This window comes from Mycobacterium sp. 1423905.2, assembly GCF_001673155.1.
GTDB lineage: Bacteria > Actinomycetota > Actinomycetes > Mycobacteriales > Mycobacteriaceae > Mycobacterium.
Genome location: NZ_LZLE01000277.1, coordinates 1 through 21,328, shown reverse-complemented (window position 1 = coordinate 21,328; position 21,328 = coordinate 1). Strand labels below are relative to the sequence as shown.

Annotated in this window: 22 protein-coding genes and 1 pseudogene; 8 read left to right on the top strand and 15 right to left on the bottom strand. The window is 63.9% G+C overall.

All coding sequences use genetic code 11. The features are described from left to right. From A9W95_RS18365 to A9W95_RS18355, 3 genes are all read right to left on the bottom strand, one after another. Positions 1-1,153 (bottom strand): FAD-dependent oxidoreductase (locus A9W95_RS18365; RefSeq protein ID WP_067415857.1); only part of this gene is annotated, 1,153 nt, incomplete at its 3' end. A 266-nt stretch (positions 1,154-1,419) separates the two neighbouring features. Next, the gene (locus A9W95_RS18360) at positions 1,420-2,100 is read right to left on the bottom strand and encodes a response regulator (RefSeq protein ID WP_067415854.1); all 681 of its coding nucleotides are present in this window, start codon (positions 2,098-2,100) and stop codon (positions 1,420-1,422) included. Then, on the bottom strand, positions 2,082-3,773 hold the full coding sequence (locus A9W95_RS18355; protein ID WP_082983169.1) for an ATP-binding protein: 1,692 nt from the start codon (positions 3,771-3,773) through the stop codon (positions 2,082-2,084). Before A9W95_RS18355 ends, A9W95_RS18360 begins: the two co-directional genes overlap by 19 nt. A gap of 76 nt (positions 3,774-3,849) precedes the next feature. On the opposite strand from A9W95_RS18355, the gene A9W95_RS18350 reads away from it, so the two are divergent. Then, complete coding sequence (locus A9W95_RS18350) at positions 3,850-4,758, top strand: NAD(P)-dependent oxidoreductase (protein ID WP_067415851.1); 909 nt, start codon at positions 3,850-3,852, stop codon at positions 4,756-4,758. Positions 4,759-4,764: 6 nt separating this feature from the next. On the opposite strand, the gene A9W95_RS18345 is transcribed toward A9W95_RS18350, so the two are convergent. From A9W95_RS18345 to A9W95_RS18335, 3 genes are all read right to left on the bottom strand, one after another. Continuing rightward, entirely contained in the window at positions 4,765-5,514 is a 750-nt protein-coding gene (locus tag A9W95_RS18345; protein ID WP_067415849.1) for an SDR family NAD(P)-dependent oxidoreductase, read from the bottom strand. Positions 5,515-5,663: 149 nt separating this feature from the next. Further along, positions 5,664-5,924: a hypothetical protein gene (locus A9W95_RS18340; protein WP_067415846.1), complete on the bottom strand. Its 261-nt coding sequence runs from the start codon at positions 5,922-5,924 to the stop codon at positions 5,664-5,666. A 95-nt stretch (positions 5,925-6,019) separates the two neighbouring features. Further along, positions 6,020-6,289: an EF-Tu/IF-2/RF-3 family GTPase gene (locus A9W95_RS18335; protein ID WP_067415843.1), complete on the bottom strand. Its 270-nt coding sequence runs from the start codon at positions 6,287-6,289 to the stop codon at positions 6,020-6,022. An 89-nt stretch (positions 6,290-6,378) separates the two neighbouring features. On the opposite strand from A9W95_RS18335, the gene A9W95_RS18330 reads away from it, so the two are divergent. Then, positions 6,379-6,747: a hypothetical protein gene (locus A9W95_RS18330; RefSeq protein WP_067415840.1), complete on the top strand. Its 369-nt coding sequence runs from the start codon at positions 6,379-6,381 to the stop codon at positions 6,745-6,747. A 17-nt stretch (positions 6,748-6,764) separates the two neighbouring features. Here A9W95_RS18330 and A9W95_RS18325 read toward each other — a convergent pair whose 3' ends face one another. Next, positions 6,765-7,673 carry a haloalkane dehalogenase gene (locus tag A9W95_RS18325; protein ID WP_156746273.1) on the bottom strand — a complete coding sequence of 303 codons (909 nt, stop codon included), beginning with the start codon at positions 7,671-7,673 and terminating at the stop codon, positions 6,765-6,767. Between the two features lie 54 nt (positions 7,674-7,727). On the opposite strand from A9W95_RS18325, the gene A9W95_RS18320 reads away from it, so the two are divergent. Continuing rightward, the gene (locus A9W95_RS18320; protein ID WP_253851697.1) at positions 7,728-8,366 is read left to right on the top strand and encodes a TetR/AcrR family transcriptional regulator; all 639 of its coding nucleotides are present in this window, start codon (positions 7,728-7,730) and stop codon (positions 8,364-8,366) included. On the opposite strand, the gene A9W95_RS18315 is transcribed toward A9W95_RS18320, so the two are convergent. Next, positions 8,363-9,376: an NADP-dependent oxidoreductase gene (locus A9W95_RS18315; RefSeq protein WP_067415833.1), complete on the bottom strand. Its 1,014-nt coding sequence runs from the start codon at positions 9,374-9,376 to the stop codon at positions 8,363-8,365. The genes A9W95_RS18320 and A9W95_RS18315 overlap by 4 nt on opposite strands. Positions 9,377-9,446: 70 nt before the next feature. Between A9W95_RS18315 and A9W95_RS18310 the strand changes: the two genes are divergently transcribed. After that, a complete protein-coding gene (locus tag A9W95_RS18310) occupies positions 9,447-10,292 on the top strand; it encodes an SAM-dependent methyltransferase (protein WP_067415831.1) in 846 nt (281 codons plus the stop codon). A 532-nt stretch (positions 10,293-10,824) separates the two neighbouring features. Continuing rightward, positions 10,825-11,871, top strand: a complete 1,047-nt coding sequence (locus A9W95_RS18305) for a M48 family metallopeptidase (protein ID WP_067415829.1) — start codon at positions 10,825-10,827, stop codon at positions 11,869-11,871. A gap of 10 nt (positions 11,872-11,881) precedes the next feature. On the opposite strand, the gene A9W95_RS18300 is transcribed toward A9W95_RS18305, so the two are convergent. The 4 genes from A9W95_RS18300 to A9W95_RS18285 all read right to left on the bottom strand — a co-directional run bounded on the left by A9W95_RS18300 (position 11,882) and on the right by A9W95_RS18285 (position 15,591). Continuing rightward, entirely contained in the window at positions 11,882-12,733 is an 852-nt protein-coding gene (locus A9W95_RS18300) for a family 16 glycosylhydrolase (RefSeq protein ID WP_067415826.1), read from the bottom strand. Between the two features lie 63 nt (positions 12,734-12,796). Then, positions 12,797-13,999 carry a PPE family protein gene (locus A9W95_RS28320; RefSeq protein ID WP_067415825.1) on the bottom strand — a complete coding sequence of 401 codons (1,203 nt, stop codon included), beginning with the start codon at positions 13,997-13,999 and terminating at the stop codon, positions 12,797-12,799. A 64-nt stretch (positions 14,000-14,063) separates the two neighbouring features. Continuing rightward, positions 14,064-15,260 (bottom strand): PPE family protein, encoded by a 1,197-nt coding sequence (locus A9W95_RS18290; RefSeq protein ID WP_067415822.1) that lies wholly within the window; start codon positions 15,258-15,260, stop codon positions 14,064-14,066. A 31-nt stretch (positions 15,261-15,291) separates the two neighbouring features. Next, entirely contained in the window at positions 15,292-15,591 is a 300-nt protein-coding gene (locus A9W95_RS18285) for a PE family protein (protein ID WP_067415820.1), read from the bottom strand. A 776-nt stretch (positions 15,592-16,367) separates the two neighbouring features. On the opposite strand from A9W95_RS18285, the gene A9W95_RS18280 reads away from it, so the two are divergent. After that, the gene (locus A9W95_RS18280) at positions 16,368-16,610 is read left to right on the top strand and encodes a hypothetical protein (protein ID WP_067415860.1); all 243 of its coding nucleotides are present in this window, start codon (positions 16,368-16,370) and stop codon (positions 16,608-16,610) included. Here A9W95_RS18280 and A9W95_RS18275 read toward each other — a convergent pair. Then, positions 16,607-17,230, bottom strand: coding sequence for a cutinase family protein (locus A9W95_RS18275; RefSeq protein WP_082983170.1), 624 nt, complete (start codon positions 17,228-17,230; stop codon positions 16,607-16,609). The genes A9W95_RS18280 and A9W95_RS18275 overlap by 4 nt on opposite strands. 142 nt (positions 17,231-17,372) lie before the next feature. On the opposite strand from A9W95_RS18275, the gene A9W95_RS18270 reads away from it, so the two are divergent. Further along, positions 17,373-17,954 (top strand): rhodanese-like domain-containing protein, encoded by a 582-nt coding sequence (locus A9W95_RS18270; RefSeq protein WP_067415814.1) that lies wholly within the window; start codon positions 17,373-17,375, stop codon positions 17,952-17,954. 13 nt (positions 17,955-17,967) lie between these two features. On the opposite strand, the gene A9W95_RS18265 is transcribed toward A9W95_RS18270, so the two are convergent. After that, on the bottom strand, positions 17,968-19,326 hold the full coding sequence (locus A9W95_RS18265; RefSeq protein ID WP_067415810.1) for a rhodanese-like domain-containing protein: 1,359 nt from the start codon (positions 19,324-19,326) through the stop codon (positions 17,968-17,970). 138 nt (positions 19,327-19,464) lie between these two features. Continuing rightward, complete coding sequence (locus tag A9W95_RS18260; protein ID WP_253851696.1) at positions 19,465-20,745, bottom strand: Ig-like domain-containing protein; 1,281 nt, start codon at positions 20,743-20,745, stop codon at positions 19,465-19,467. Between the two features lie 125 nt (positions 20,746-20,870). Between A9W95_RS18260 and A9W95_RS18255 the strand changes: the two are divergent. Then, positions 20,871-21,328, top strand: a pseudogene (locus A9W95_RS18255) (hypothetical protein); the annotation flags it as partial.

The window sequence follows — 21,328 nt, the reverse complement described above, 5'->3', positions numbered from 1 at the left end:
CGACGGTGAGACCGAACATCGCAAAGGCGGCGTCTCGGGCGCCCACTGCGTTGAAAAACGGCGCCGGCCGGCTGAACGCTCCCTGAAGGTGGCGGATGTCAACGATGTTGATGGAGCTACCTGATTCCGGTCCTACCGCGTCAACGATCGCCGCGACGGTGTCCGCAGTCAGTTGTTTGAGCAGACCGAATTGTTCAACTGCCGGCGCCGGATCAGTCGGGTCGTTGCTGATGACCCCGAACTGTGAGTACGGGATCAGGCCGACGGTGTCGGCCAGTACCGGAGCCGCCCGGTGTAGCGGTTCGATCAGTTTGGCGCCAGCGGCGGCATCACCCACAAACGAGATCCGCACCGATACGGTCAGCTTTCCCTGCATAAAGGGCGGAAGGCTGGGCAGCGGCGGCAGATTCAACAGGGCGAGACCGGTGGTCAGTTCGTCGGGCGCAGCTTCGGTGAGCTTGCGGTATGCCTCGAGCACCTGAAGAGCGTGATCACCCGAGTAATGCACTGCACCCGCGTACAGCGACGCCACCGGGAACAGACCGACTTCTATGGCCGTGACTACGCCGAAATTGCTTCGGCCCCCGAGAAGTGCGCCGAACAGATCGGGGTCGGTGCGCGCATCTACCCGACGCAGTCGGCCGTCGGCCGTTACTACGTCGATGTCGCGGACATGATCACAAGCCCATCCGTACTTGCGGCCCATGGTGGCGCTGGCTCCACCGCTCAAGGTGTAGCCGACGACGCCGACACCGGGTGCGGATCCGGATAGGGGAGCCAGTCCGAATTGGGCTGTTGCCTCGACGAATTGGCCAAATCGGACGCCGGCTTCGACGCGCGCGGAGCGGCGCCCTACGTCAATGCTGACACCCGACATCCGCCTAGTCGTGATCATGAGGGTGTCAGCGTCGGCCGCCAAAGATGGTCCGTGGCCGGTATTGAGGATGGCGATATTCAGCCCGTGCCGCACCGCGAACAAGACGGCCTTCGACACGTCGTCGGCATCGACAGCTCCGACCACAACTGCCGGACGGTGCTGCACGGCCATGTTGAACACTGCAACCTCGCTGTCGTAGCCAGGACTGTGTTCGGTCAACACCGGCCCCTGTATCTGGTTTTGCAGCTTTGAAAGCTCGCGGTCCCACGACTGCATTCCTGACTCTCCGATCCGTTGTCATCGCCTATCGAAGGTTCACCGCCGCTTCGCGTGTTGAACCTGCGGGCACAGTGCCGGTATGGGCACTGCGATATGGTATGACCATACCGACCTACCGAGGTCAGTTATGGCCAAGCTCACAGCAAGTCATGACCGTTGACACAGGAAGGGATGGGGGACTCCATGAACATGCACAGGCGCCCGCCGCGTCACCCTTCCGGTCGACGCCGGCAGCTGTGCGCGACAAGACTTTCCACGACTGGTCAACGTGAATGCCGCAAGGGCGCAGTTTTGGCTTGAAATTCCTGTTCGGGCCGGCCCGTGGTGCCGTAGCGCAACCCGACGGTGACGACTCCGGTGGCCGCCAACGCTGCCAGATACCGCTGCGCTGTGGCTCTGGAAATGCCGGTAGCCGCCGAGACTTGTGCTGCCGACATCGGGACATCCGATGCCTGCAGTGCTTGCAGCACAAGCTGCTTGGTGGGAGAGGTGGCGGTGGGCGAGGGCTGCGCGGCCACAGATCGGGGCCGCAGCGCATCCAGTGCCGCGTCGACGTCGCTGGCGCGGAGATTGGGTCCGCTCAGGATCTTGCGGTAGCGGGCATATCCCGAGAGGCGGGCGGCGAGGTCGGTGGTGGCAAAGGGCTTGACCAGATAGCTCACCGCACCGGCCGCGATGGCGGCGCGTATCGTCTCCGCCTCCGTCGCCGCAGTCAAAACCATTGCATCAGAGAGAGTTTCACGGACGAAGTCGACACCCGACCCGTCCGGCAGGTAGACGTCTACCAGGGCTAAGTCGACCGGCTCCGCCGCTCGCGCCGCCGCGAGGGTGTTGACGGTTGCGGTGACGGTGAATCCCGGCATTGCGTCGACGACCGCGGCATGCATGTTCGCCACGCGGAAGTCGTCATCGACCACCAGGACGGTCAGGTCTGTGCCGCCCATTGCTCCTCCTCGACCATGACGCCCGGTAGGCGGGCGATGAACTCCGCACCCGATAGCCCCGGCGCGGCAGTCGGGCGCACCGGGCTAGACAGCCACAGATCGCCGCCCAGACCCCGGCTGATCTGGCGCGACAAAGCGAGTCCGATGCCGCGGCCGCCCGGTATGCCGCAATCCGGTTTGGTCGTTCGGCCCTCGGTGAAGAGCTGGTCGACGAATTCGTCGGCGACACCGTTCCCACTATCGGCGACCGTCACGTGCAACGTCGAATCCTGCTGTAACAGCTCGACTTCTACTTCTTTGGCCGGGTTGTCCCCGGCGCGCGCAGCGTCGATGGCGTTGTCGAGCAAGTTGCCCACCACGGTGGTGACTTCGACCGGCAGGTGCACCCGGCCGGCCACCCAGGTGTTTTCGCCGATCTTCAGCGTCACCCCGGCTTCGCGGGCAGCCGCAGCCTTGGCCGCCAAGAACGCCTGCAGGTGCGTGTCGCGGATGGAGTCAATACCCGGTATCGCAGACCCCAACGGCCCTGAGCCAAGAAGTTCCTCGAGATACTGCAAGCCTTCCTCAACATGACCGGTCTGCAGCAGCCCGTTGAGCAGGTGTAGCCGGTTGGCGAATTCATGACGCTGGGCGCGCAGCGTCGTACTCATCACCTGCACCGCATCCAGTTGTCGGGTAAGTGATTCGACGTCAGTGCGATCGCGCGCCACCAGCACGGTGCCCAACTCGCGCCCGTCGCGAATCACTTTGCGGGCCGAAACGACGACTATGTGTTGTCCTACGGTGGCCAGCGTGGGAGCGGCATCCGCCGCCCGGAAAGTCTCGAGAACTCTTGGGGTGAGGCCGATGTCGTCGATGGGGCGGCCCGTCTCACTACTGATCTCGAGCAGTCGACAGGCCTCGTCGTTGATAAAGGTCGTGTGCCCGGAGGGGTCGGTCGCCAGTACACCTTCACCGATGCCTTGCAGCACCGCGGCTTGACCTCGGACCAATTCCACCATCTCGCCCGGCCGTAATCCCAGCGTCAACCTGCGCCACCGCCTGGCCAGATACACCGAACCGCCGATGCCGGCCAGTAAGGCAACGGCGCCGAGAACCGCGAGCACGCGCAGGTTTCGGCCGAATTGCTCGTGTAGTTCCTTCGTCGACGTGCCGACGCTGACCAGACCGAGCACACGGTTCGAGCCGGATTCCTGGATTGGCACCCTGGCCACCGTCGAGCGTCCCAGCGGTCCGGATTCATGCAGGGTCTGCTCGTGTCCGGCCAACAACGGCGTCGGATCGGTATTGATCAGTTGACCCAACTCCGCCCGGTCGGGGTAGGTGAGCCGGACCCCATGCGTATTGGCGATCACCACCCACAGCACATTCGTACGTTGCCGGATACGAGTAGCCACCGCTTGCAGCGGACCGCTCGCCAATTCGTCGACCTGGGCGGGGCTGGCATGGACCGGAACGTCTTCGTAGCGTGGAATATTGGCGATGACGGTCGGGTCGGTGGCCACGATGCGAGCGATGTCCATCGCTCGTACGCCGTAGTCGATGTCCAGGCGCCGCAGATTGAACATCGCGAACAACACAAACGCGATGATCCAGGTCAGCGTCACGACGATTAATTGCAGCAATAACACCCGGCTGGCGAGCCGCAAGTCGATGCGACCCCGGGAGGGCATGGGCGCACCCTACCACGCGGACTGAGCAAAATGCGCAAAACCAGGAGAGGGCGCGCGTGCGGCATAGCATCAGCGCATGCACGGCTCGAAGATCTTAATCACTGGGGTGACCGGCCAAGTCGCCGCGCCCGTCGCCAGAGCGTTTGCCGCGGACAACGACGTGTGGGGGGTCGCCCGTTTCACCGACCCGGTCGCTCGGGCCGGCCTGGAGCGGGCCGGCGTGCACTGCGAGGTGATCAACTTGGCCGCCGGAGACTTCACCGGACTGCCGACGGACTTCGACTACGTGTTGAATCTGGCGGTCGCCAAGAGCGGGAGGTGGGACAAGGACCTGGCCGCCAATGCCGAATCGATCGGTTTACTCATTGCCCACTGCCGCGCGGCGAAAGCCGTGTTGCACTGCTCGTCCGCGGCGGTCTATGACCCACCGGATGACGAATTACGCACTGAACGCTCCGCTTTGGGCGACAATCACAAGCCCCTGTTCCCGACCTACTCCATCTCCAAGATCGCCGGTGAAGTCGTGGCCCGAACGATGGCTCGCGCCCTCGACGTGCCGACCATCATCGCTCGGCTGAACGTGCCGTACGGCGACAGCGGCGGGTGGCCCTTCTTCCACATGGAAATGATGCTGGCCGGTGTGCCGATCCAGGTCCCACCCGGCGGGCCGGCCCGCTACAACCCGATTCACCAGGACGACATCATCGCGACCATACCGAAACTTCTTGCTGCGGCGTCAGTTCCAGCCACAACGGTCAACTGGGCCGGCGACCAGATCGTCAGTATCCAACAGTGGTGCAGCTATCTCGGCACGTTGATCAACCGAGAGCCGGTGTTCGAAGAAAGTGGGCAGGCGTTGCGCGGCAACCCGGTTGACGTGAGTCGGCTACATGAACTGGTCGGGAGAGCAGGTGCCATGGTCGACTGGCGCGACGGATTCCGTCAAATGGTGGCCACGTTTCACCCCGAGCTGGTCGAGGCGTAGTCCGATTCACATCACCGCCCCACCGTTTACGCCGAGCACCTGTCCGGTGATGAAGCCAGCTTGCTCAGAGCACAGAAAACCTACCGCGGCGGCGATGTCGTCCGGAGAACCCATGTGGCCGGCGGGAATCAGCTTCGCCAGCTGTTCGGGCGGGCCCAGTATGCCGGCTGCCTGGGACTGCCGTGACATCGGCGTATCAATGCTCGACGGGGGAATGTTGTTGACCGTGATCCCCTTGGCCGCGTATTCATTGGCAAGTGATTTGGTCAAAGTGATGACCGCGCCTTTGGCGGCCGCGTAGTGCGCCATGTTGGGCGACCCGCGTTGCGCGCTGGACGACGAGATCATCACGATGCGGCCCCACCCGGCACTCACCATGTCGGGCAGGGCGACTTGGCAACAATGGAATGTCCCTGTCAAGTTGATGTCGATGATCTCCGCCCATGACTCCACAGTGATATCGGTGAAACTGGCAAACGCAGCTTTGCCAGCGCTGGTGACCAGTGCTGCGACCGGTCCCATTTCCGCGCGGACCGCGCCGAACGCCTCTTCCACAGCACGCCGGTCCGTCACATCGACCGCCAACCCTAACGCGCGACTTCCGGCCGAGTTCAGCTCCGCGGCAACCCGGCGGGCCGCCTCGTGGTTAACGTCGAGGACCGCCACGTCGAAACCACGTCGACCCAGCTCATGCGACGTGGCTGCACCGATTCCCGAAGCGCCGCCAGTTACTACCGCCACGCGGGTTTGTCCCACCGAAAATCTCCTGCCTTCTCTATGCCGACCCAACGTTCGCTCTGTCACAACGACTTTGGCACAAAGACTGCCCGCCTCCTAGCGACGTCGTCGTTAGGAGGCGGGCAGGCAGACAGCTGATCACACCTTGTGGGGGTACGCGAAACCGCTCAGGCGTCGGATTCCTTGAAGTAGCGGCGCAGGAACCCGGTGGCTCCCACCGCGGCGGCGGCACCGATCACTCCCCACAGCACGAAGTGGAACGCCATCGCCCCCATGAACCAGCCGAACGTCATCGAAATGTACAGCAGCCAGAACAGGCGGAATAAGGACCACGCGGCTACCAGACCGAGGCCGATGCCGATTGCCAGACTGCGTTGCCGGTCGACGCGGTTGATCTTTTGTTCCAGGCCGGCGGGGACGATGTTCATTGGATGGCTTCCTTTCGCGGGGCGGCGCCGGGTTGGCGTCGTCGTTGCGGTAAGTACAGCCAGTGCCGACGGCTACCGATCCCAAATAGGGTGGCTCAAGCCAGGAAATAACCCGTCGACGTGAGTACGTCTCCGGCGGCGAGGTCGTCTTTCGACAGTTTCTTGAAGAGCAGCCCGACGGTGTCGCCTTCCTTCGCGGTGTCGATCTTCTTGCGGAAGGCCTCGATGGCGTCGACTGTGACCGTGCGGCCGTCGTTGATGCGCACCTGTTCGCCGACGCTGAGTTGCCCATACTCCACCCGGCCGGTAGCAACCGCCCCCCGATTGCGAATCACGAACACGTCATCAACCCTCATGCGAAACATGCGCAAACGTTACTGGTTCGACGTGCCGCGGGGAATGCCACACTTGGAGCCAGCTGCGGCATCGACGTGCGTCGGAAGGAAGGTGAACCGTGGGCTGGTTCGAGCGGGTAAGGAAGGCTAGTGCGGGGCAGCGGGTTACCCGCAGCGACATCACAGCGGCGCAAGCCGCCTTCGCCGAACTCAACGCGCTCAATGCCGAACGCGAGCGACTCACCCGCGACGGCATGTCAGGTGTTGCAACCATCACGGGTATCCGCCAAAACGTCGCGACTACGGCGCTGGGCGCATGGCATGAACTCGAGCTCGACGTGCGATTACCAGATGGTGAGCCCTACCGCGCCGCGCGCCGCGTCTCTCTTGAGCTGTCGACCGCCCCACACATCAAGGTCGGAGCCGAAGTACCCGTGCGGGTGGATCCGCGAAATCCCTTGACAGTTCTGGTGATGGCCGCACCGTAACCGTATCCCGCGTACGGCTAGCCCGTGTGTACCGAGGAAAGCAGGGCGAGTAACTCCTCGGCGAGCCGCTCACCACGGTCTTCCTGCAGGAAGTGTGACGCGCCCTCGATCCTGATCTGGTCGCCGGCGGTGGGGATCAGATCGCAGAAGGCCTGCCCTGACTTGGGATAGGGAAACACCGGGTCCTGATCCGAGAAGGCCACCAGGGCAGGCTTATCCCACCGGGATAAGGCATCGATGATCCCTCGCATCTCCGCAACGCCTGGTGAATCTTCGCTCGTCGGCACCAGAAGCGGGAACTGCGCGGCCCCCGCCTTAGACTCCGCGGTGGGAAATGGCGCCTCGTAAGCGGCGACGACCTCGTCGGGCAGCTCGCTTGTGGTGGCGCCCTGGATGACGAACCCGACCGGGAGATCCGGGTTCTTCTCCGCGAATGCTCGCCATGCCAAAAAGCCCTGCGACACACGCCCGTTGAACACACCGGTATTCAAGATCATCAACGCGTCGACCCGGGCCGCGTTCTCCACCGCCCAACGCAGTCCGATCGGTCCGCCCCAGTCTTGCACGACGACAGTCGCGTGCTGCAGGTCAAGAGCGGCAAGGACTTTGGTAACCAATTCACTGTGGCGGTCGAAGGTGTACCAGCGCCGATCGGTGGGCTTGTCTGAGCGACCGAAGCCGGCGTAGTCCGCGATGATCACTCGGTAACCGGCCGCGGCGAGCGGCGGCAACATCTTGCGGTACAGGTACGCCCACGTCGGCTCGCCGTGGAAACACACCACCGGCATGCCGTCCGGGGGTCCCTCGTCGAGGTAATGCATCCTCAAACCGTCGACTTCCCGGTAGTGCGGTGCGAAATCGTATCCAGGAAGGCGCTCGAAACGTGAGTCTGGTGTGCGAAAGACCTCTGGTGCGCTAGAACTCATTGCTGCCATCTCCGTCGGTAGTGGACGCCCCCGGAGCGACAACGTATCGAATTCTTGACCGATCAGTCAACTATTACTTATGCTGCACAGGTGCCTCGCACCTCGGATGCGCGCAGTCGCATCGTCGCTACGGCGGCTCGGTTGTTTTTGCAGCGCAGCTATCAGGATGTGGGCGTCGAAGAGATCTGCGCCGTAGCCGATGTCCGGAAGGGCAGCTTCTATCACTTCTTTCCCTCGAAAAGCGAACTGGCCAAAGCGGTTATAGACCTGCACACGGAAATCTTCCAATCGCGCTTGAACAGCGAGCCGGGCGCAACACCGGCTGCCCGGCTGGGTGCGATTCCCGACGCTATCGGCGCGATCCAGGCGGCGTTGCATGCGCAATTCGGCCGCTTCGTAGGTTGCCCGTTCGGGAATCTGGCCGCCGAGCTCTCGACGACCGACGAAGCAGTGCGTAACCATCTGGCCGCCCGACTGGCCGCAGTGGAGGAACAGTTGGCGATTACCTGCCGGGAAGCGGCGGGCGAGAACGCGCTGCGCGACGGAATCGACCCGGATCGGTTAGCGCACGCCATATTCGCCCACTATCAAGGGCTCATTCTGCTCGCCAAGCTCCATGGGTCAGACGTCACCAGCTTGCGAACGGCGCTCCGCGAGTTCATCGATGCCTACTTGGTGAGATCGTCCGCTTAGCCTGATGTCTTGACCACCAGCTTGCCGACATTCGCGCCATCGAAGAGCATGTTGATCGCTGTCGGCAGTTGTTCGAAGCCTTCGACGACGGTCTCGAGCGGTGTCAGCCGTCCGTCGGCGATCAACCCGCTGATCTCGGCGCTCGCCTCAGGTGCTCGACCCAGGTGGTCGAGGACGATGAAGCCCCGCAGCGTCGCGCGTTGGATGAGCAGATTGCCGAATGCGCGCGGCCCGGGCGGGGGGTCGGCCGAGTTGTAGCCAGAAATCAAGCCGCACAACGCGACTCGTGCGTTCAGGTTCAGCCGCGCGAATATCGCGTCCATGATGTCGCCGCCGACGTTTTCGAAGTCGACGTCGATTCCGTCCGGCGTCGCCGCGGCCAGTTGAGCCGCCCAGTCTTCGGCGCGATGGTCCACGGCCGCATCGAAACCGAGTTGATCGGTCAATAGTGCGCACTTCTCCGGGCCGCCGGCGATACCGACGACGCGTGCGCCGTCGACCTTGGCCAGTTGCCCGGCCACCGAGCCGACCGCCCCTGCTGCGGCGGATACCACGACCGTCTCACCCGGCCGCGGTTTGCCGATGTCCCGAATGCCGAGCCATGCGGTGAGGCCGGTAATTCCGAGCGCGCCGAGGTAGGCACTCGGCGAAACACCCGACGCGACCTCGACCGGCAGTAAGGGCGCCGAGTCCGACGCGACGACATACTCCTGCCACCCGAGCAGCCCCTGCACGAGTTGGCCGACCGGGTAGCGGGGATTTTTCGATGCAACGACCTCGCCGAGACCGCCGGCGCGCATGACCTCGCCGATGCCGACCGGCGGTAGGTACGTCGGTGTGTCGTCGATCCAGGTGCGATTGGTGGGGTCCAAAGAGATCCAGTCGACGCGGACCAGCGCTTCGCCCTGGGCGAGGTCCGGAATGGCTTCCTCGCTGAGTTCGAAGGTGTCGGGACCGATACGTCCGGTGGGGCGTTGGCGAAGCAGGAAACGACGGTTTCGGTCGGCCATCTGCGCACCGTACCGGACGTCCCGTAGCTCGTCGGCACCCTCTGTCGGGCCTCGGTGCTATAACCCACCTATGGCAGGTACGGGACACCTCATCACCCATGTTTCTGACACCGCGCGGTGGACGGCGTTGCATCGGGCCACCGAGTCGGCCCGGCCCGACGCGCTGTTCAGCGATCCGTTGGCCGAACGTCTCGCTGGCGAGCACGGCCAGGCCATCGTCGCCCACGTGCCGCGGTCAACGCGCAATGGTTGGTGGCTCGTCGCCCGCACCAAGATTATCGATGACACCATCACGCAGGCGATCCGCAACGGCTGCGACCGGGTGCTGAATCTGGCCGCCGGGCTGGACACTCGACCGTATCGGCTGGACCTGCCCGCCGGCTTGACGTGGGTGGAGGCCGATCTGCCTGCGCTGCAGGCCGAGAAAACTCAACTGTTGGCCGACCAGAAACCTCGGTGCCGGTTGATCCGGACCGCCGTCGACCTGGCCGACCCGGCCTCCCGCGACCCCTTCTTCGACGACGCGCTCGACGGCGCCGACAAAGCGCTGGTGTTGACCGAGGGCTTACTGATGTACCTCGACGAGCGTGACGTCGTCGCACTGTCGCAGGCGATTCAGCGTCCGGAGGTCACCTGGTGGATGCTCGACTTCGCCGGTCCAGGGCTGCGAAAAATGATGAACAAGAAGATGGCCGGCATGCTGCAGAACGCACCGTTCAAGTTCGCACCCGACAATGGTTTGGCGTTCTTCGAGGGTCTGGGCTGGCGGGTCTTGGAAACCGAATCGTTGCTGGAAGCCGCCCACCGATTCCGTCGCCTGCCCCTTTCCATGCGGCTAGCCGCGTGGTTACCTCAGCCCGACCCGCGGCATCCCGGCCGCCGACCGTGGAGCGCAGTCGCTCTGCTGACGAAGTGAACGGAAGGCGACCGGGAACTGACAACGCCGGCTATCCGAGCAATGTAAGCATCCGATTTCGAATTCACGGCAAATTCTCATCTTCAGACACGGTTTGATCACAGGTTTGCTGGGAATCCTCGCCCATAAGGCTGGACCAATAGCCGTGGCGTTGCATGACTGAGAGGAGTTGACGAACGTGGCGAATCAAGCAGAGGCCAACGTGATTGATCTGCAATCGCACCCGCTCTGGGTTGCGGCGCGACGGCGTGAACGTCAGCTGCAGGCAGCGATGCGGCGCCACCCGTCATACGTTGGTCGACAGCGGGCCGCAATGGCGGGTCAGCTGCGTGCCGGTAATCGCGAGTTCTCTGGTTACTCGAGCGCGGACGCACCCGCCTGATCTAATTCTCGACGTTTCAGCGGCATTCGCTGCGAACGAATGTTTACTTCTCGCCGCGACATGCGGTGCTCACTTCTCACCGAGCCAACCACGCGATCTATCGGGCGGGCAGAAACCGTATTCTGATACGGCCCACCGAGGGGAGCGCAGATGGCTCAGCCGCCCGCCACGACCCGGATCCTGTTCCCGGAGATAAGTTCCCGGGCCTGGGAGCATCCGGCGGATCGAACCGCCCTGTCGGCGCTGCGCCGACTCAAGGGGTTCGACCAGATGCTCAAGCTGTTATCCGGGATGCTGCGCGAACGCCAGCACCGGCTGCTCTATCTGGCAAGCGCGGCCCGCGTCGGACCGCGCCAGTTCGCCGATCTCGACGCGCTGCTCGACGAGTGCGCGGATATCTTGGATGCGCCGCGCAAACCGGAACTGTTTGTCGTGCAGTCGCCCGTAGCCAACGCGTTCACAATCGGCATGGATGAGCCGTTCATCGTCCTCACCTCCGGCCTATACGACCTGATGAACCACGATGAAATGCGCTTTGTCATCGGCCACGAATTGGGCCACGCGCTGTCCGGTCACGCGGTGTACCGCACGATGATGATGCATTTGATGCGGCTCGCGGGTTCGTTCGGATTCATGCCAGTCGGTGGCTGGGCGTTGCGTGCGATTGTCGCCGCTTTGCTTGAGTGGCAGCGGAAGTCGGAATTGTCGGGTGACCGAGCGGGTCTGCTATGCGCGCAGGATTTCGACACCGCGCTGCGGGTGGAAATGAAGCTCGCCGGGGGCAACCGACTAGACAAGCTGGACTCGCAGGCCTTCCTCGCGCAAGCCCGGGAGTATGAGCGCTCCGGAGACATGCGCGACGGGGTCCTCAAGCTGCTCAACCTCGAACTGCAGACCCACCCATTCTCAGTGCTGCGTGCGGCTGCAATTACGCAGTGGGTGGACAGCGGCGGCTACGGCACGGTGCTGAATGGTGTGTACCCACGCCGCGGGGACGACGACAACGCCTCGTTCACCGACGACCTCGGCGAGGCGGCCCGTCATTACCGGGACAACTTCGACCAGTCCGACGACCCGTTGATCAAAGGGATTCGCGACGGCCTGGGTGGCTTCGTCGACGGGGTCGGCCGTGCCGCCACCGGGGCGGTCGATTCGCTGGGCCGCAAGATCAACGAGTGGCGCCAACACCCGAAGTGACGGGTACCGACTACCAGACCCGTACGTAGTCGACGAGCATCTGAGCGGGATAGGTTCCGGGTCCCGGGTCGCCCCCGCCCGAGCCGGCGACCGCGAGGTTCAGCACCGGGAAGACCTTGTAGCCGGGATTGTTGAACGGCCAGTCGGTCAGCGAGTTCGTCGCGACGGTGAAGTAGGGCTGAGCACCGTCGGTGTAGTCCTGCCAGAAGCGCATGCCGGCGTCATCCCACTGAACCCGCCAGGTATGCCAAGCGCTGTCCAAAGAGATGTTGTGGGTCTTCCACTCGCTGCCGTTCGCCTTGGCGTGAACAGTCGTTGCCGAAGGCCAGCTCCCGTTGCCGTACCACTCAACGATGTCGATTTCGCCGTTGTTGTCACTGCCCAGCCACCAAGCGGGCCAGCAGCCTGCGGTCAGGCAGTCGAATTTGATGCGAGCTTCCCAGGTGTGGCCGATGCCGCCCTCCCAGGGGCTGAAGATCTTGCCGCCGTAGTAGGTGTTGCCATCCTTGGCGGCCCGGATGACCAAGTTGGAGTTGCCGTCAAGAAAGACGTTTTGCCGGTCGTCTCGGTACTGGCCGACGTGCTCGGGCAACTCCCAGTAGGTCGGGTCCTTGATCGTTTCGCGCGCTTTGGACACCGTCCACTTCGACGGGTCGGGCGCCGAGCCGGCGGGGCCGTCGAACTCGTCGTGGAAGATGTAATTCCCCGAAGTGCCACTGGGCGCGGCCGGCGCAGGGACGCGGTCCAGCGGCCGGGCCGAGGGGTCGGCGTGAACTTTCGGCAGGGGAGTCGCAGCCAAAGCGGCGGAGCCGGTCATCAGGCCCGCCATCAACAGCATGCGGCGACGATCCATCTCAGGCATTAGCAAGGCACCCTAGCAGCCACTCCGGAGCCGGTGAAAATCCGCGGCCGGCTGGTTGAACGCCTAACCGGCCGCCGGTGGCTTGGTCATGAAGGTCAGCCGGAACCCGTACGACGGGAGTTTACGGCCGCCATTGCCGTTGACGAACCTGCCGAGCGACGGAGTCATCGGGAGATTCCCGGCGGCACCTTCCGCCGCGGCCGGGACAGCGGTGGCGTTGGTGAGGCCGGCCGCCCCGGAAGTGGCGGGGACGTTCGCCGTGGTCCAGCCCGCCGGCACCGACAACCCTTCGATCGGAACCGCCTTACCCAGATTCGCCGCCACGCCGCCGACACTGCCGCCGAGCTTCCCTGCGACACCGGCCGCCGCCCGCCCGGCGGCCCGCGCCGCATCTTCAGCGGCCTGGGCTGCGGGAGCCAGATCCTTCGCAATATTCGCCAGGGCGGTGAAACCCGCGGATTCGTTGGCGAAGCCGATCGTCCCTTGCTCGAGCGCCGCTATCGAGTTGACGTAGGGCGAAAGGTACTTGCTGTAAAGCGGGACGATGTCGTCGAACGGTGTGTTCGCGATGATCCACTGGTCGATCGCCGTGCCCTGGCCGTTGAGAGGCGCTGAGAGCGTCTTCAATATGTCGCCGATCCGAGGCATCAATTGAGCCCCGAGATTATTGAGTTGACCTTGAATCGCTTGTCCTTGAGCTTGGAAGACCGCGATCGCCTGATCGGCCAATCCGCCCGGGTTAACCACTTCGGCCGGCTGGGGCAGCTCGGTCAACTGCGACGCCGCCGCCGAATTGCCCGCGTAGTTGTACATCGCCCCGGCATCTTGCGCCCAGAATTCGATGTACTGCGCTTCGGTCGCCGCAATGGCCGGGGTGTTCTGCCCGAAAAAGTTGGTCGCGACCAAAACTGCCAGCAGTGCGCGGTTCGCCGCGATCACGGGTGGCGGGATGCTCGCCGCGAAGGCCGCCTCGTAGGCGGCCGCCGCCGCGAACGCCTGACTCGCCGCCTCGGCGGCCTCCTCAGCACTGGTCTGCAGCCAGGCAATGAACGGAGTCACGGCCGCAACCAACGATGCCGATGCTGGACCCACCCAGATATTGCTGGTCAGTCCGTCGATTACCGACTGATGACCCGCCGCGGCGGCTTGCAAGTCCTCGGACAACCCACTCCATGCCGTCGCAGCGGCGAGCAGCGGACCCGCACCGGGACCGGCATAGATGCGCCCAGAGTTGATCTCGGGCGGCAACAAGCCGTAGTCAACCATCGCTATTCATCCCCCTGATGCCCAGTGCCGGCGAAAGCCAGCACCCGCAGCGGTGATCAGCCCGTTAACCGGCGGCCGGCGGCTTCGCCATGACCGACGGCTTGAACCCGTAGATCGGCTGATTTCGGCCGTAACCACCACCGTTGACGAATTGCCCGAACGGTGGGGCCATCGGGAAGCTGTTGGAACTCTCCGCGGCCGCCGGGATCGCGCTGGCGATGCCCGGATTGGTCGTGGCATGCCAAGGAACCCAGTTGGCCGGCGCCGACAGACCGCCGATGGGGATCGCCTTCCCGAGGCCGGCTGCCACGCCGCCGATGTTGCCGGCGGCGCTGCCCGCAGCCTGTCCGGCACTGGATGCGGCAGCCCCGGCCGCCGACGCCGCACCTTCGGCCGCCTTGGCCGCCGACGCTGCGGGCTTGGCGAGGTTGGCAATGGCGGAGATACCACTGCTGTTCTGGCCGACGGACTGCGTCACCTGAAGCATGGCGGCCAACGAGTTGACGTACGGCGACAAGTACTTGCTGTAGAGCGGCACGATGTCGTCGAACGGGGTGTTGGCCATAATCCACTGGTCGATCGCCGTGCCTTGGCCGTTCAGCGGCGACGACAAGGTCTGCAGGATCGTGTTGACTCGCGGCACGATCTGAGACCCGACATTGTTCAGCTGCGTCTGGATCGCCTGACCCTGCGCCTTGAAGACCGCGATCGCCTGGTCTGCCACTCCCAGCGGGTTCACCACTTCGGCCGGCGCCGGCAGCTCGGCGAGCTGTGTCGCCGAAGCCGAGCGGGCCGCGTAGGTGTACATCGCCTGCGAATCCTGGGCCCAGAACTCTGAGTACTGTCCTTCAGTCTGGGCGATCGCTGGGCTGTTCTGCCCGAAGATGTTGGTAGAGACCAACTCCGAGAGCAGTGCCCGGTTGGCTGCGATCAGCGGCGGCGGGACGGATGCCGCGAAAGCCGTCTCGTATGCGGCCGCGGCCGCACTCGCCTGACTTGCGGCGTTCGCGGCCTCCTGGGCGCTGGCGCTCAGCCATTGAATGAAAGGGCTAACGGCGGTGACCAAAGACGCCGACGCCGGGCCCAGCCATGGACCGGTGGTCAGCCCTTCGATCACCGAAGTGTGACCCGAAGCGGCGTCCTGCAGATCTGCGGCCAGCCCGCTCCAGGCCGCCGCGGCATCGAGCAGCGAGCTTGCCCCAGGGCCCGCATAGATGCGCGCCGAGTTCACCTCGGGCGGCAACAGGCCGTAGTCAACCATTCCGTCTTTACCCCTTCGCCCTAGTGACCACTTAGAGACCCGCCGCGGCGTTGGCCGCTTCCGTCTCGGCGTAGGAACCCGCGCTGGTTGCCAGAGTCGCGGCCAAAGCGGCCTGAATCCTGGCCGCTTGCGCGCTCAGCTCTTGGAAGCGGGCGCCGTGGGCTGCGAACTGCGTCGCGGTCAGGATGGAAACTTCGTCCACGGCGGCGGGGACCACGCCGGTGGTGGGACCGGCCGCGGCGGCGTTGCCGACGCTCAACGCGGCGCCGATCGACTGGAGGTTGCTGGCCGCCGCGGCCACAATCTCCGGGTACGTCTTGACGTAAGACATGCGTCGTCCTTCGGGGAGAGTCGGTCTTGGGCAACACCTCGATGTGTCGTATTGACATAGACGCTATAAATTGCCGGGCCAGCAATTCAAAGCGCGGAATCGACCGCAGTGAGCCTGATCTTTGGGTTTGTTCAACACTCATGTTGATTTTTTCATCGGATCTTCACATGGAACGTCGCGCCCAACAGGCTTTGCGCTTGCAACGGCTTATTGCGGTGGACATCGTGTGCTGAGGGAGCACCGACGCCTCGCTCCGCGTGATTCTTCGAGCCGGCGGTTGCCCAAGGCCGATCCGCCATCTACCTCGGATGTAGTGCGCAGATGTGCGGAAACGGTTGCACGTGTTCGATGTTGACGAGGTCCGTGCCGGTGACCCGGAGCGGCGTAGCCACGCGATCATCAGGTCACCGCGCAAGCCCGTTACTACTCGAGCCTCTTCAACGGGTCGGCGGAATGGCTTTGGGAAGCATTCGGCGCGCCATGAGTCAAATTAACGTGGCGCGAATGAGGCGCGTCAAAACGTATAACTGAAAATTAGCAAGAGCTAAACTCACGGTGATTGTATGAAAATCGAGTGCAAAATAACCGCTCAGCACGGCGTTTCCGGCGACGGTACCGACATGTTCTATGAAGCTGACCACAGATCGCTTTGATTCGTGGACCGCTTCGCTTCACGGTGGTACGGCGCTCGTAGCTCGCGCCTGCACTAGCGCTTGACGACCAATGTGTATCTTGCGCGTGACCATCCCGCGACCGCGACCGAGGACGCTCATTGCATGACAGCGCTCGCGATAGTCCTGGCTATGGTGGCCGCGTTGGGCGCTGGATATCACGCGGGGCGCCGAGCGGGTTGCGCGCCGCGGACCTGGAAGAGCCGGACCAGCCGAACGGCGCTGGCCAAGGAAGCGGTCATTCTCATCGGGCTGGTCGCTATTCGCCGTTGTCGGCAGACCGTGCTGGCACAGCGCAATCCGCCTGCTCTCGTGCGCGGCGGGCGCGGCCGCAAGAGGTTCGGCTAGAGCTTGCCGGCGACGAAGTCCGCAGCTTGATTGGCCATCCCGGCATCGACATACGCACTGGCAAGGTGTTGCGGCCAGTTCTCTTTCCAGGTGTTGGGATCTGCGGGGTTGCAGACGGGATCGGCACCATGGCACAACTCGATCGTTCTGTCGTTGTAGATCGGGTTGAAGTTGGTGATCGGTCCCACCCATTGACTTCCGTTGCCGAACAACGCAACCGCGGCAACATGCTCGTCGGTGCCGGCGGGCAGGGGACTGTCGAAGCCGAAAGCGGACATGGGCACGGCGAGCACCACGTCGGTGACGGCGGCGCCCAGCGAGTACCCGCCTAACACGATGCGGGTGTTCGGGCAGTTGTTCACCGTGTTCTGGACATGCCGGCTCATATCGTTGGCGCCGATGTCGACCTCGGTGTCGGCGGGATACCGCACCGCATAAGTGCTCATGCTCTTGCCGCCGATCTTGGAACTCAGCGAGTTGATGAAGGCATTTCCCAGCACCCCTGGTCCCGCGGATTCGAAGCGGCCCCGCGCGAATACCACCTCCACTTGTGAGCAACTCGCCGCCGCGGCTGACCCCGGCCAGCCAGGCATCCCGGACGGCAACACGGCGGCGGTCATTGGCAGCGCGATCGCGGTAACCACCGCGCCGATGATCTTCCGGTCAGGCAATGCGCGCACACGAAGATGGTAGCGACGGCTGGGATAAAGTCCCGGCGATTTAAAGCATCAGGCAATAGTGCATACCGGGTATCAGGCCGCAATGAACGCCAACATCAGCTCGACAGAGCTCAAGGAGCTACTCGATTCGGCCAAGGCACCGCGTGTCATCGATGTGCGCACGCCCGCCGAATTCGAGACCTCGCACATCACCGGCTCCTACAACGTTCCCCTAGATGTGTTGCGCCAGCACCGCTCAGAGATCGTCGAGCACCTCGACGACGACGTGGTGCTGGTGTGCAAATCGGGTCAGCGTTCCTCGCAAGCCAACGAACTGCTGCGCCAGGCGGGGATCGAATCGGCTCGGGTGCTGGACAAGGGCATCGTGGACTGGGAAAGCAACGGATTCGCGGTTGACCGTGCGGCCCAACGTTGGGATTTGGAACGTCAAGTACGACTGGTCGCCGGATCGATCGTGCTGTCGTCGGTACTGGGCAGCATTGCGGTTCCGCAGCTCAAGTGGGTCGCGGCCGGCATCGGCGGCGGGCTGACGTTCGCTGCGGTCAGCAACACCTGCTGGATGGCGACGGCGCTGTCGAAACTGCCCTACAACCGAGGAGCGGGCTCGGACGCGACGACGGTCATCTCGCAGCTCAAGTCCTCCGGCACCGCGAAGGCGAGCTAGGCCACTCGCTCGGCTACGAGCCGCCGGCCTCGGTCAGCCCGAGTTCCTCGGCAGCGGCGTACTTGTCGTCGACCAGCACGGTCGACCGTCCGTGCTTGTCCAGGATGGACGCCGCGACCGAGGCCCGATATCCACTTGCGCAGTGCACCCAGATTTCGCCGTCGGGCAGTACGTCCAGGCGGCCCGCCAGCTCGTGTATCGGGATGTTGACGGCCTTGAGGATATGGCTTTCCCGAAATTCGTCGTCGCGGCGCACGTCGAGCACAGCGACATCCGGGCGGTGAATCTCGTCGACCAATGCCGCGAAGTCGGCGACGCGATAGGACCGCAGGTCCGAGCCGGCGGCGAGGTCTTGAATGTCGCCACTGGCCGCGCCGCGAATCTCGTCGACGCCTATACGCACCAGTTCTCTTCTCGCGGTGCCGATTTGGTCGGCGTCATCTCCGATCAACGTCAGGGGTTCTCCCCAGGCGTAAAGCCAGCCCAGGTAGGTCACGAATGAATCGGAGAATTCGAAGCCGTAGGAGCCGCCCAGATGGCCGGCGGCGAATGCGGTTCGCGAGCGCAGGTCGACCACCCATTCACCGGCTTCGATGCGCCGCCGTAATTCGGCAGGGTCCACGGGTTCCGGCGCCGAAAGGCTGACCGGGCCAGGCCCGTCACGATTGATGACGCCCATATGTTCGTAATAGGCCGGGTAGGCCGAGAGGTTGTCCATCAACTCCTCGACGAAGGTTTGTTCGTCCTGCGTCAACGCCGGGTTGCTGTCGCGCTGTTCGCCTAATGTCGACGAGTCGCGGCCGGACGCGTCGGCCGAGCAGAAGCTGCCGAAGCCGTGCGTGGGATACACCTGGGCGTCAGCGGGCAGCTCGGCAGCGAGTCGGCGCACCGACCGGTATTGGTTGAGGGTGAGCTCGTGGGTGTGGTCCTCGCCGAGCAGGTCGGTGCGCCCGGTGGTGTCGAAAAGCATTGAGCCGCCCGTGAAGACGCCGACCGTTCGGCCGGATTCGTCGTTGAGGGCGTAACTGACGTGTTCGCGCGTGTGGCCCGGCGTGTGGATGACGCGCAAAGTGAAACTGCCGGCGTCGATGATGTCGCCGTCCTCGACTCGCCACGCCGGATAGCCGACTTCATCACCGCGCGGGATGACATATTGCGCACCGCTCACTCGGGCTAATTCGAGTCCGCCGGTGACGTAGTCGTTGTGTAGGTGGGTTTCGAGCACGTGTGTGATGCGCCCGGCGTTGTCTCCGAGCAAGTCTTTGACCCGATCGATGTCGCGCTGCGGGTCGATCACGACGACCGCGTCGTCACCGATCACGACATAACTGCGGTCACCCAAACTGGACGTCTCGATGATCTCTACCTGCATGGTGCACCGCGCCCGAATCGATCGCTCATCATGCGATACCTCTTACCCCGGGCCAGGTGGCGCTATGCGGCCACCTTTGGGAGCGATTCGCCTACCAGCAAACTCTTTGATTCCTGGTGATCGCAACCGGCTGGCGGTTCACGACGCCGGTTGCAGCGCGCTGCCCTTGCGCCATTGGTCCCAGCTCAGCGTCCAGTCGCCGTTTTGGGCGAGGGCCAGGGGCGGGCCGCCACTGTTGCGAACCTCCACGACATCGCCGGGAACCGAGAAGTCGTAGAACCATTTGGCGTTGTCCGCGTTCAGATTCAAGCAGCCGTGCGAGGTGTCGGTGTGGCCTTGGGCCCAGACCGTCGAATCCAGTTGATGCAGATAGATTCCGTCGATGCTGATGCGGGTGGCGTAGTTGATGACTTCGCGGTAACCGAGGCGCGAGTTCTTCGGCAACCCGAAAGTCGACGAGTCCATGATCACCGGATTGCCCTTGTCCAAGACGGTATAGACGCCCGGGGGAGTCCAAAACGACAGCGTCTTCCCACCGACCGTCTCCGTGCCGCCCATGCCCATGGAGGTCGGCATGGTCCGCACCAGCGCACCGTTGTTGAAGACGCTGACCATCTTGGTCGCATCGTCAGCGATCGACACGTGCGCGTCACCGATCCGGAACGACACCCGGGTGTCTTCTTGGCCGAATAATCCGTTGCCCATTCCGATTCCGTAGATCTTGGCTTCGGCGGTCACCGTGGTGCCCGGTGCGTAGTAGTGCTCGGGGCGCCAATGGGCGTTCTGGTTGTCGACCCAGAACCAGGATCCCTGTACCGGTGGGTTGGTGGTCACTTGCAGTTGTCGCTCGGCGGCGGCGCGGTCGGCGATCTCCTCGTCGAAATGGGCGACCACGACGGTTCCGACGCCATAGGTGCCCCCCTCATGCAGTGCCGCCTCCGACGTCATGGTGAACGAGACCTTGGTCTGATTGGACGGCCGCAGCGTGGAGAACGACGAAACTTGGGTTGCGTCAACACCGCTGGGGCCACGGCTGATCACCGTCAGGGTGTAGGTGCGTCCGTATCCCAGTGGGACCGTCGGCTTCCAAACGGTGTTGTCGGGAGTCATCACACCGTCGACCGATTTGCCGACGTCGTTGACCATCTTGACCTCGGCCAGCGTCCCGGTCTGGGCCTTCACCTCTACGGGCGTCACCGGCTGGACGTCGTGCGCGTTGGGGCCAGGTGTGATCGATACCTGCGCCGGCCCAGCTGGTTTCGACGCTGCCGGTGCGCACTTGCCGTCGTGGCATCGGGGCAACAGCGCCAGTTGCACGCCACCAACCAATCCGAGCACCACCAGCAGGCTCAGTAACAGCCGGCGCTGCCAAGGGTGGCCGGGTCGTCGGCCGACGGCCGGGGCCTGGGAATCGGGCATCATCGAGTTCGAGGTCCTTGGGTTGACTTGGAGGCCGTGTCGAATAGACAAGGCTGTAAGTCAGATAGCCCCGGGGATGCCTCGCGAAACAGTTGCTTTGCTCACCGGGCTGAGATCATGGCGTTATGGCCGATGAGGAACTGGATCAGTTGTATTCGGCGCGGCCCGACGAGTTTACGGCGCAGCGCACAAAACTGGCCGGCGCCGCGAAGCAACGCGGCGACACCGACGCCGCCAAACGGATCTCCGGTGCGCGCAAGCCGACAACCGCGGCCTGGGTGGTTAACCGGTTGATCCTGCAACAGCCGGACATCAAGAAGCGGCTGGGTGATCTCGGCGACGACTTACGCGCCGCCCACGCGGCCATGGACGGCGACCGCATCCGCGACCTGTCCGCCGAGCAGCACCGAGTGATCAAGGAGCTGACTCGAACCGCGCTGCAGGAGGCGGAAGTGACGAGCACGTCGGCGACCCTGCGCGACGACGTGACCGGTTCACTTCAGGCCGCGGTCGCCGACCCCGAGGTCCGTGAGCGACTGGGCCGGTTGACCAAGGCGGAGCGTTGGTCGGGCTTTGGCGGTTT

Bases quoted from the DNA above. Each gene is read 5' to 3' on its own strand.
- A9W95_RS18360 (WP_067415854.1), bottom strand. From the start codon at position 2,100: ATGGGCGGCACAGACCTGACCGTCCTGGTGGTCGATGACGACTTCCGC.
- A9W95_RS18355 (WP_082983169.1), bottom strand. From the start codon at position 3,773: ATGCCCTCCCGGGGTCGCATCGACTTGCGGCTCGCCAGCCGGGTGTTA.
- A9W95_RS18350 (WP_067415851.1), top strand. From the start codon at position 3,850: ATGCACGGCTCGAAGATCTTAATCACTGGGGTGACCGGCCAAGTCGCC.
- A9W95_RS18340 (WP_067415846.1), bottom strand. From the start codon at position 5,924: ATGAACATCGTCCCCGCCGGCCTGGAACAAAAGATCAACCGCGTCGAC.
- A9W95_RS18335 (WP_067415843.1), bottom strand. From the start codon at position 6,289: ATGTTTCGCATGAGGGTTGATGACGTGTTCGTGATTCGCAATCGGGGG.
- A9W95_RS18325 (WP_156746273.1), bottom strand. From the start codon at position 7,673: ATGAGTTCTAGCGCACCAGAGGTCTTTCGCACACCAGACTCACGTTTC.
- A9W95_RS18315 (WP_067415833.1), bottom strand. From the start codon at position 9,376: ATGGCCGACCGAAACCGTCGTTTCCTGCTTCGCCAACGCCCCACCGGA.
- A9W95_RS18310 (WP_067415831.1), top strand. From the start codon at position 9,447: ATGGCAGGTACGGGACACCTCATCACCCATGTTTCTGACACCGCGCGG.
- A9W95_RS18305 (WP_067415829.1), top strand. From the start codon at position 10,825: ATGGCTCAGCCGCCCGCCACGACCCGGATCCTGTTCCCGGAGATAAGT.
- A9W95_RS18300 (WP_067415826.1), bottom strand. From the start codon at position 12,733: ATGCCTGAGATGGATCGTCGCCGCATGCTGTTGATGGCGGGCCTGATG.
- A9W95_RS28320 (WP_067415825.1), bottom strand. From the start codon at position 13,999: ATGGTTGACTACGGCTTGTTGCCGCCCGAGATCAACTCTGGGCGCATC.
- A9W95_RS18290 (WP_067415822.1), bottom strand. From the start codon at position 15,260: ATGGTTGACTACGGCCTGTTGCCGCCCGAGGTGAACTCGGCGCGCATC.
- A9W95_RS18285 (WP_067415820.1), bottom strand. From the start codon at position 15,591: ATGTCTTACGTCAAGACGTACCCGGAGATTGTGGCCGCGGCGGCCAGC.
- A9W95_RS18280 (WP_067415860.1), top strand. From the start codon at position 16,368: ATGACAGCGCTCGCGATAGTCCTGGCTATGGTGGCCGCGTTGGGCGCT.
- A9W95_RS18275 (WP_082983170.1), bottom strand. From the start codon at position 17,230: ATGACCGCCGCCGTGTTGCCGTCCGGGATGCCTGGCTGGCCGGGGTCA.
- A9W95_RS18270 (WP_067415814.1), top strand. From the start codon at position 17,373: ATGAACGCCAACATCAGCTCGACAGAGCTCAAGGAGCTACTCGATTCG.
- A9W95_RS18265 (WP_067415810.1), bottom strand. From the start codon at position 19,326: ATGCAGGTAGAGATCATCGAGACGTCCAGTTTGGGTGACCGCAGTTAT.
- A9W95_RS18260 (WP_253851696.1), bottom strand. From the start codon at position 20,745: ATGCCCGATTCCCAGGCCCCGGCCGTCGGCCGACGACCCGGCCACCCT.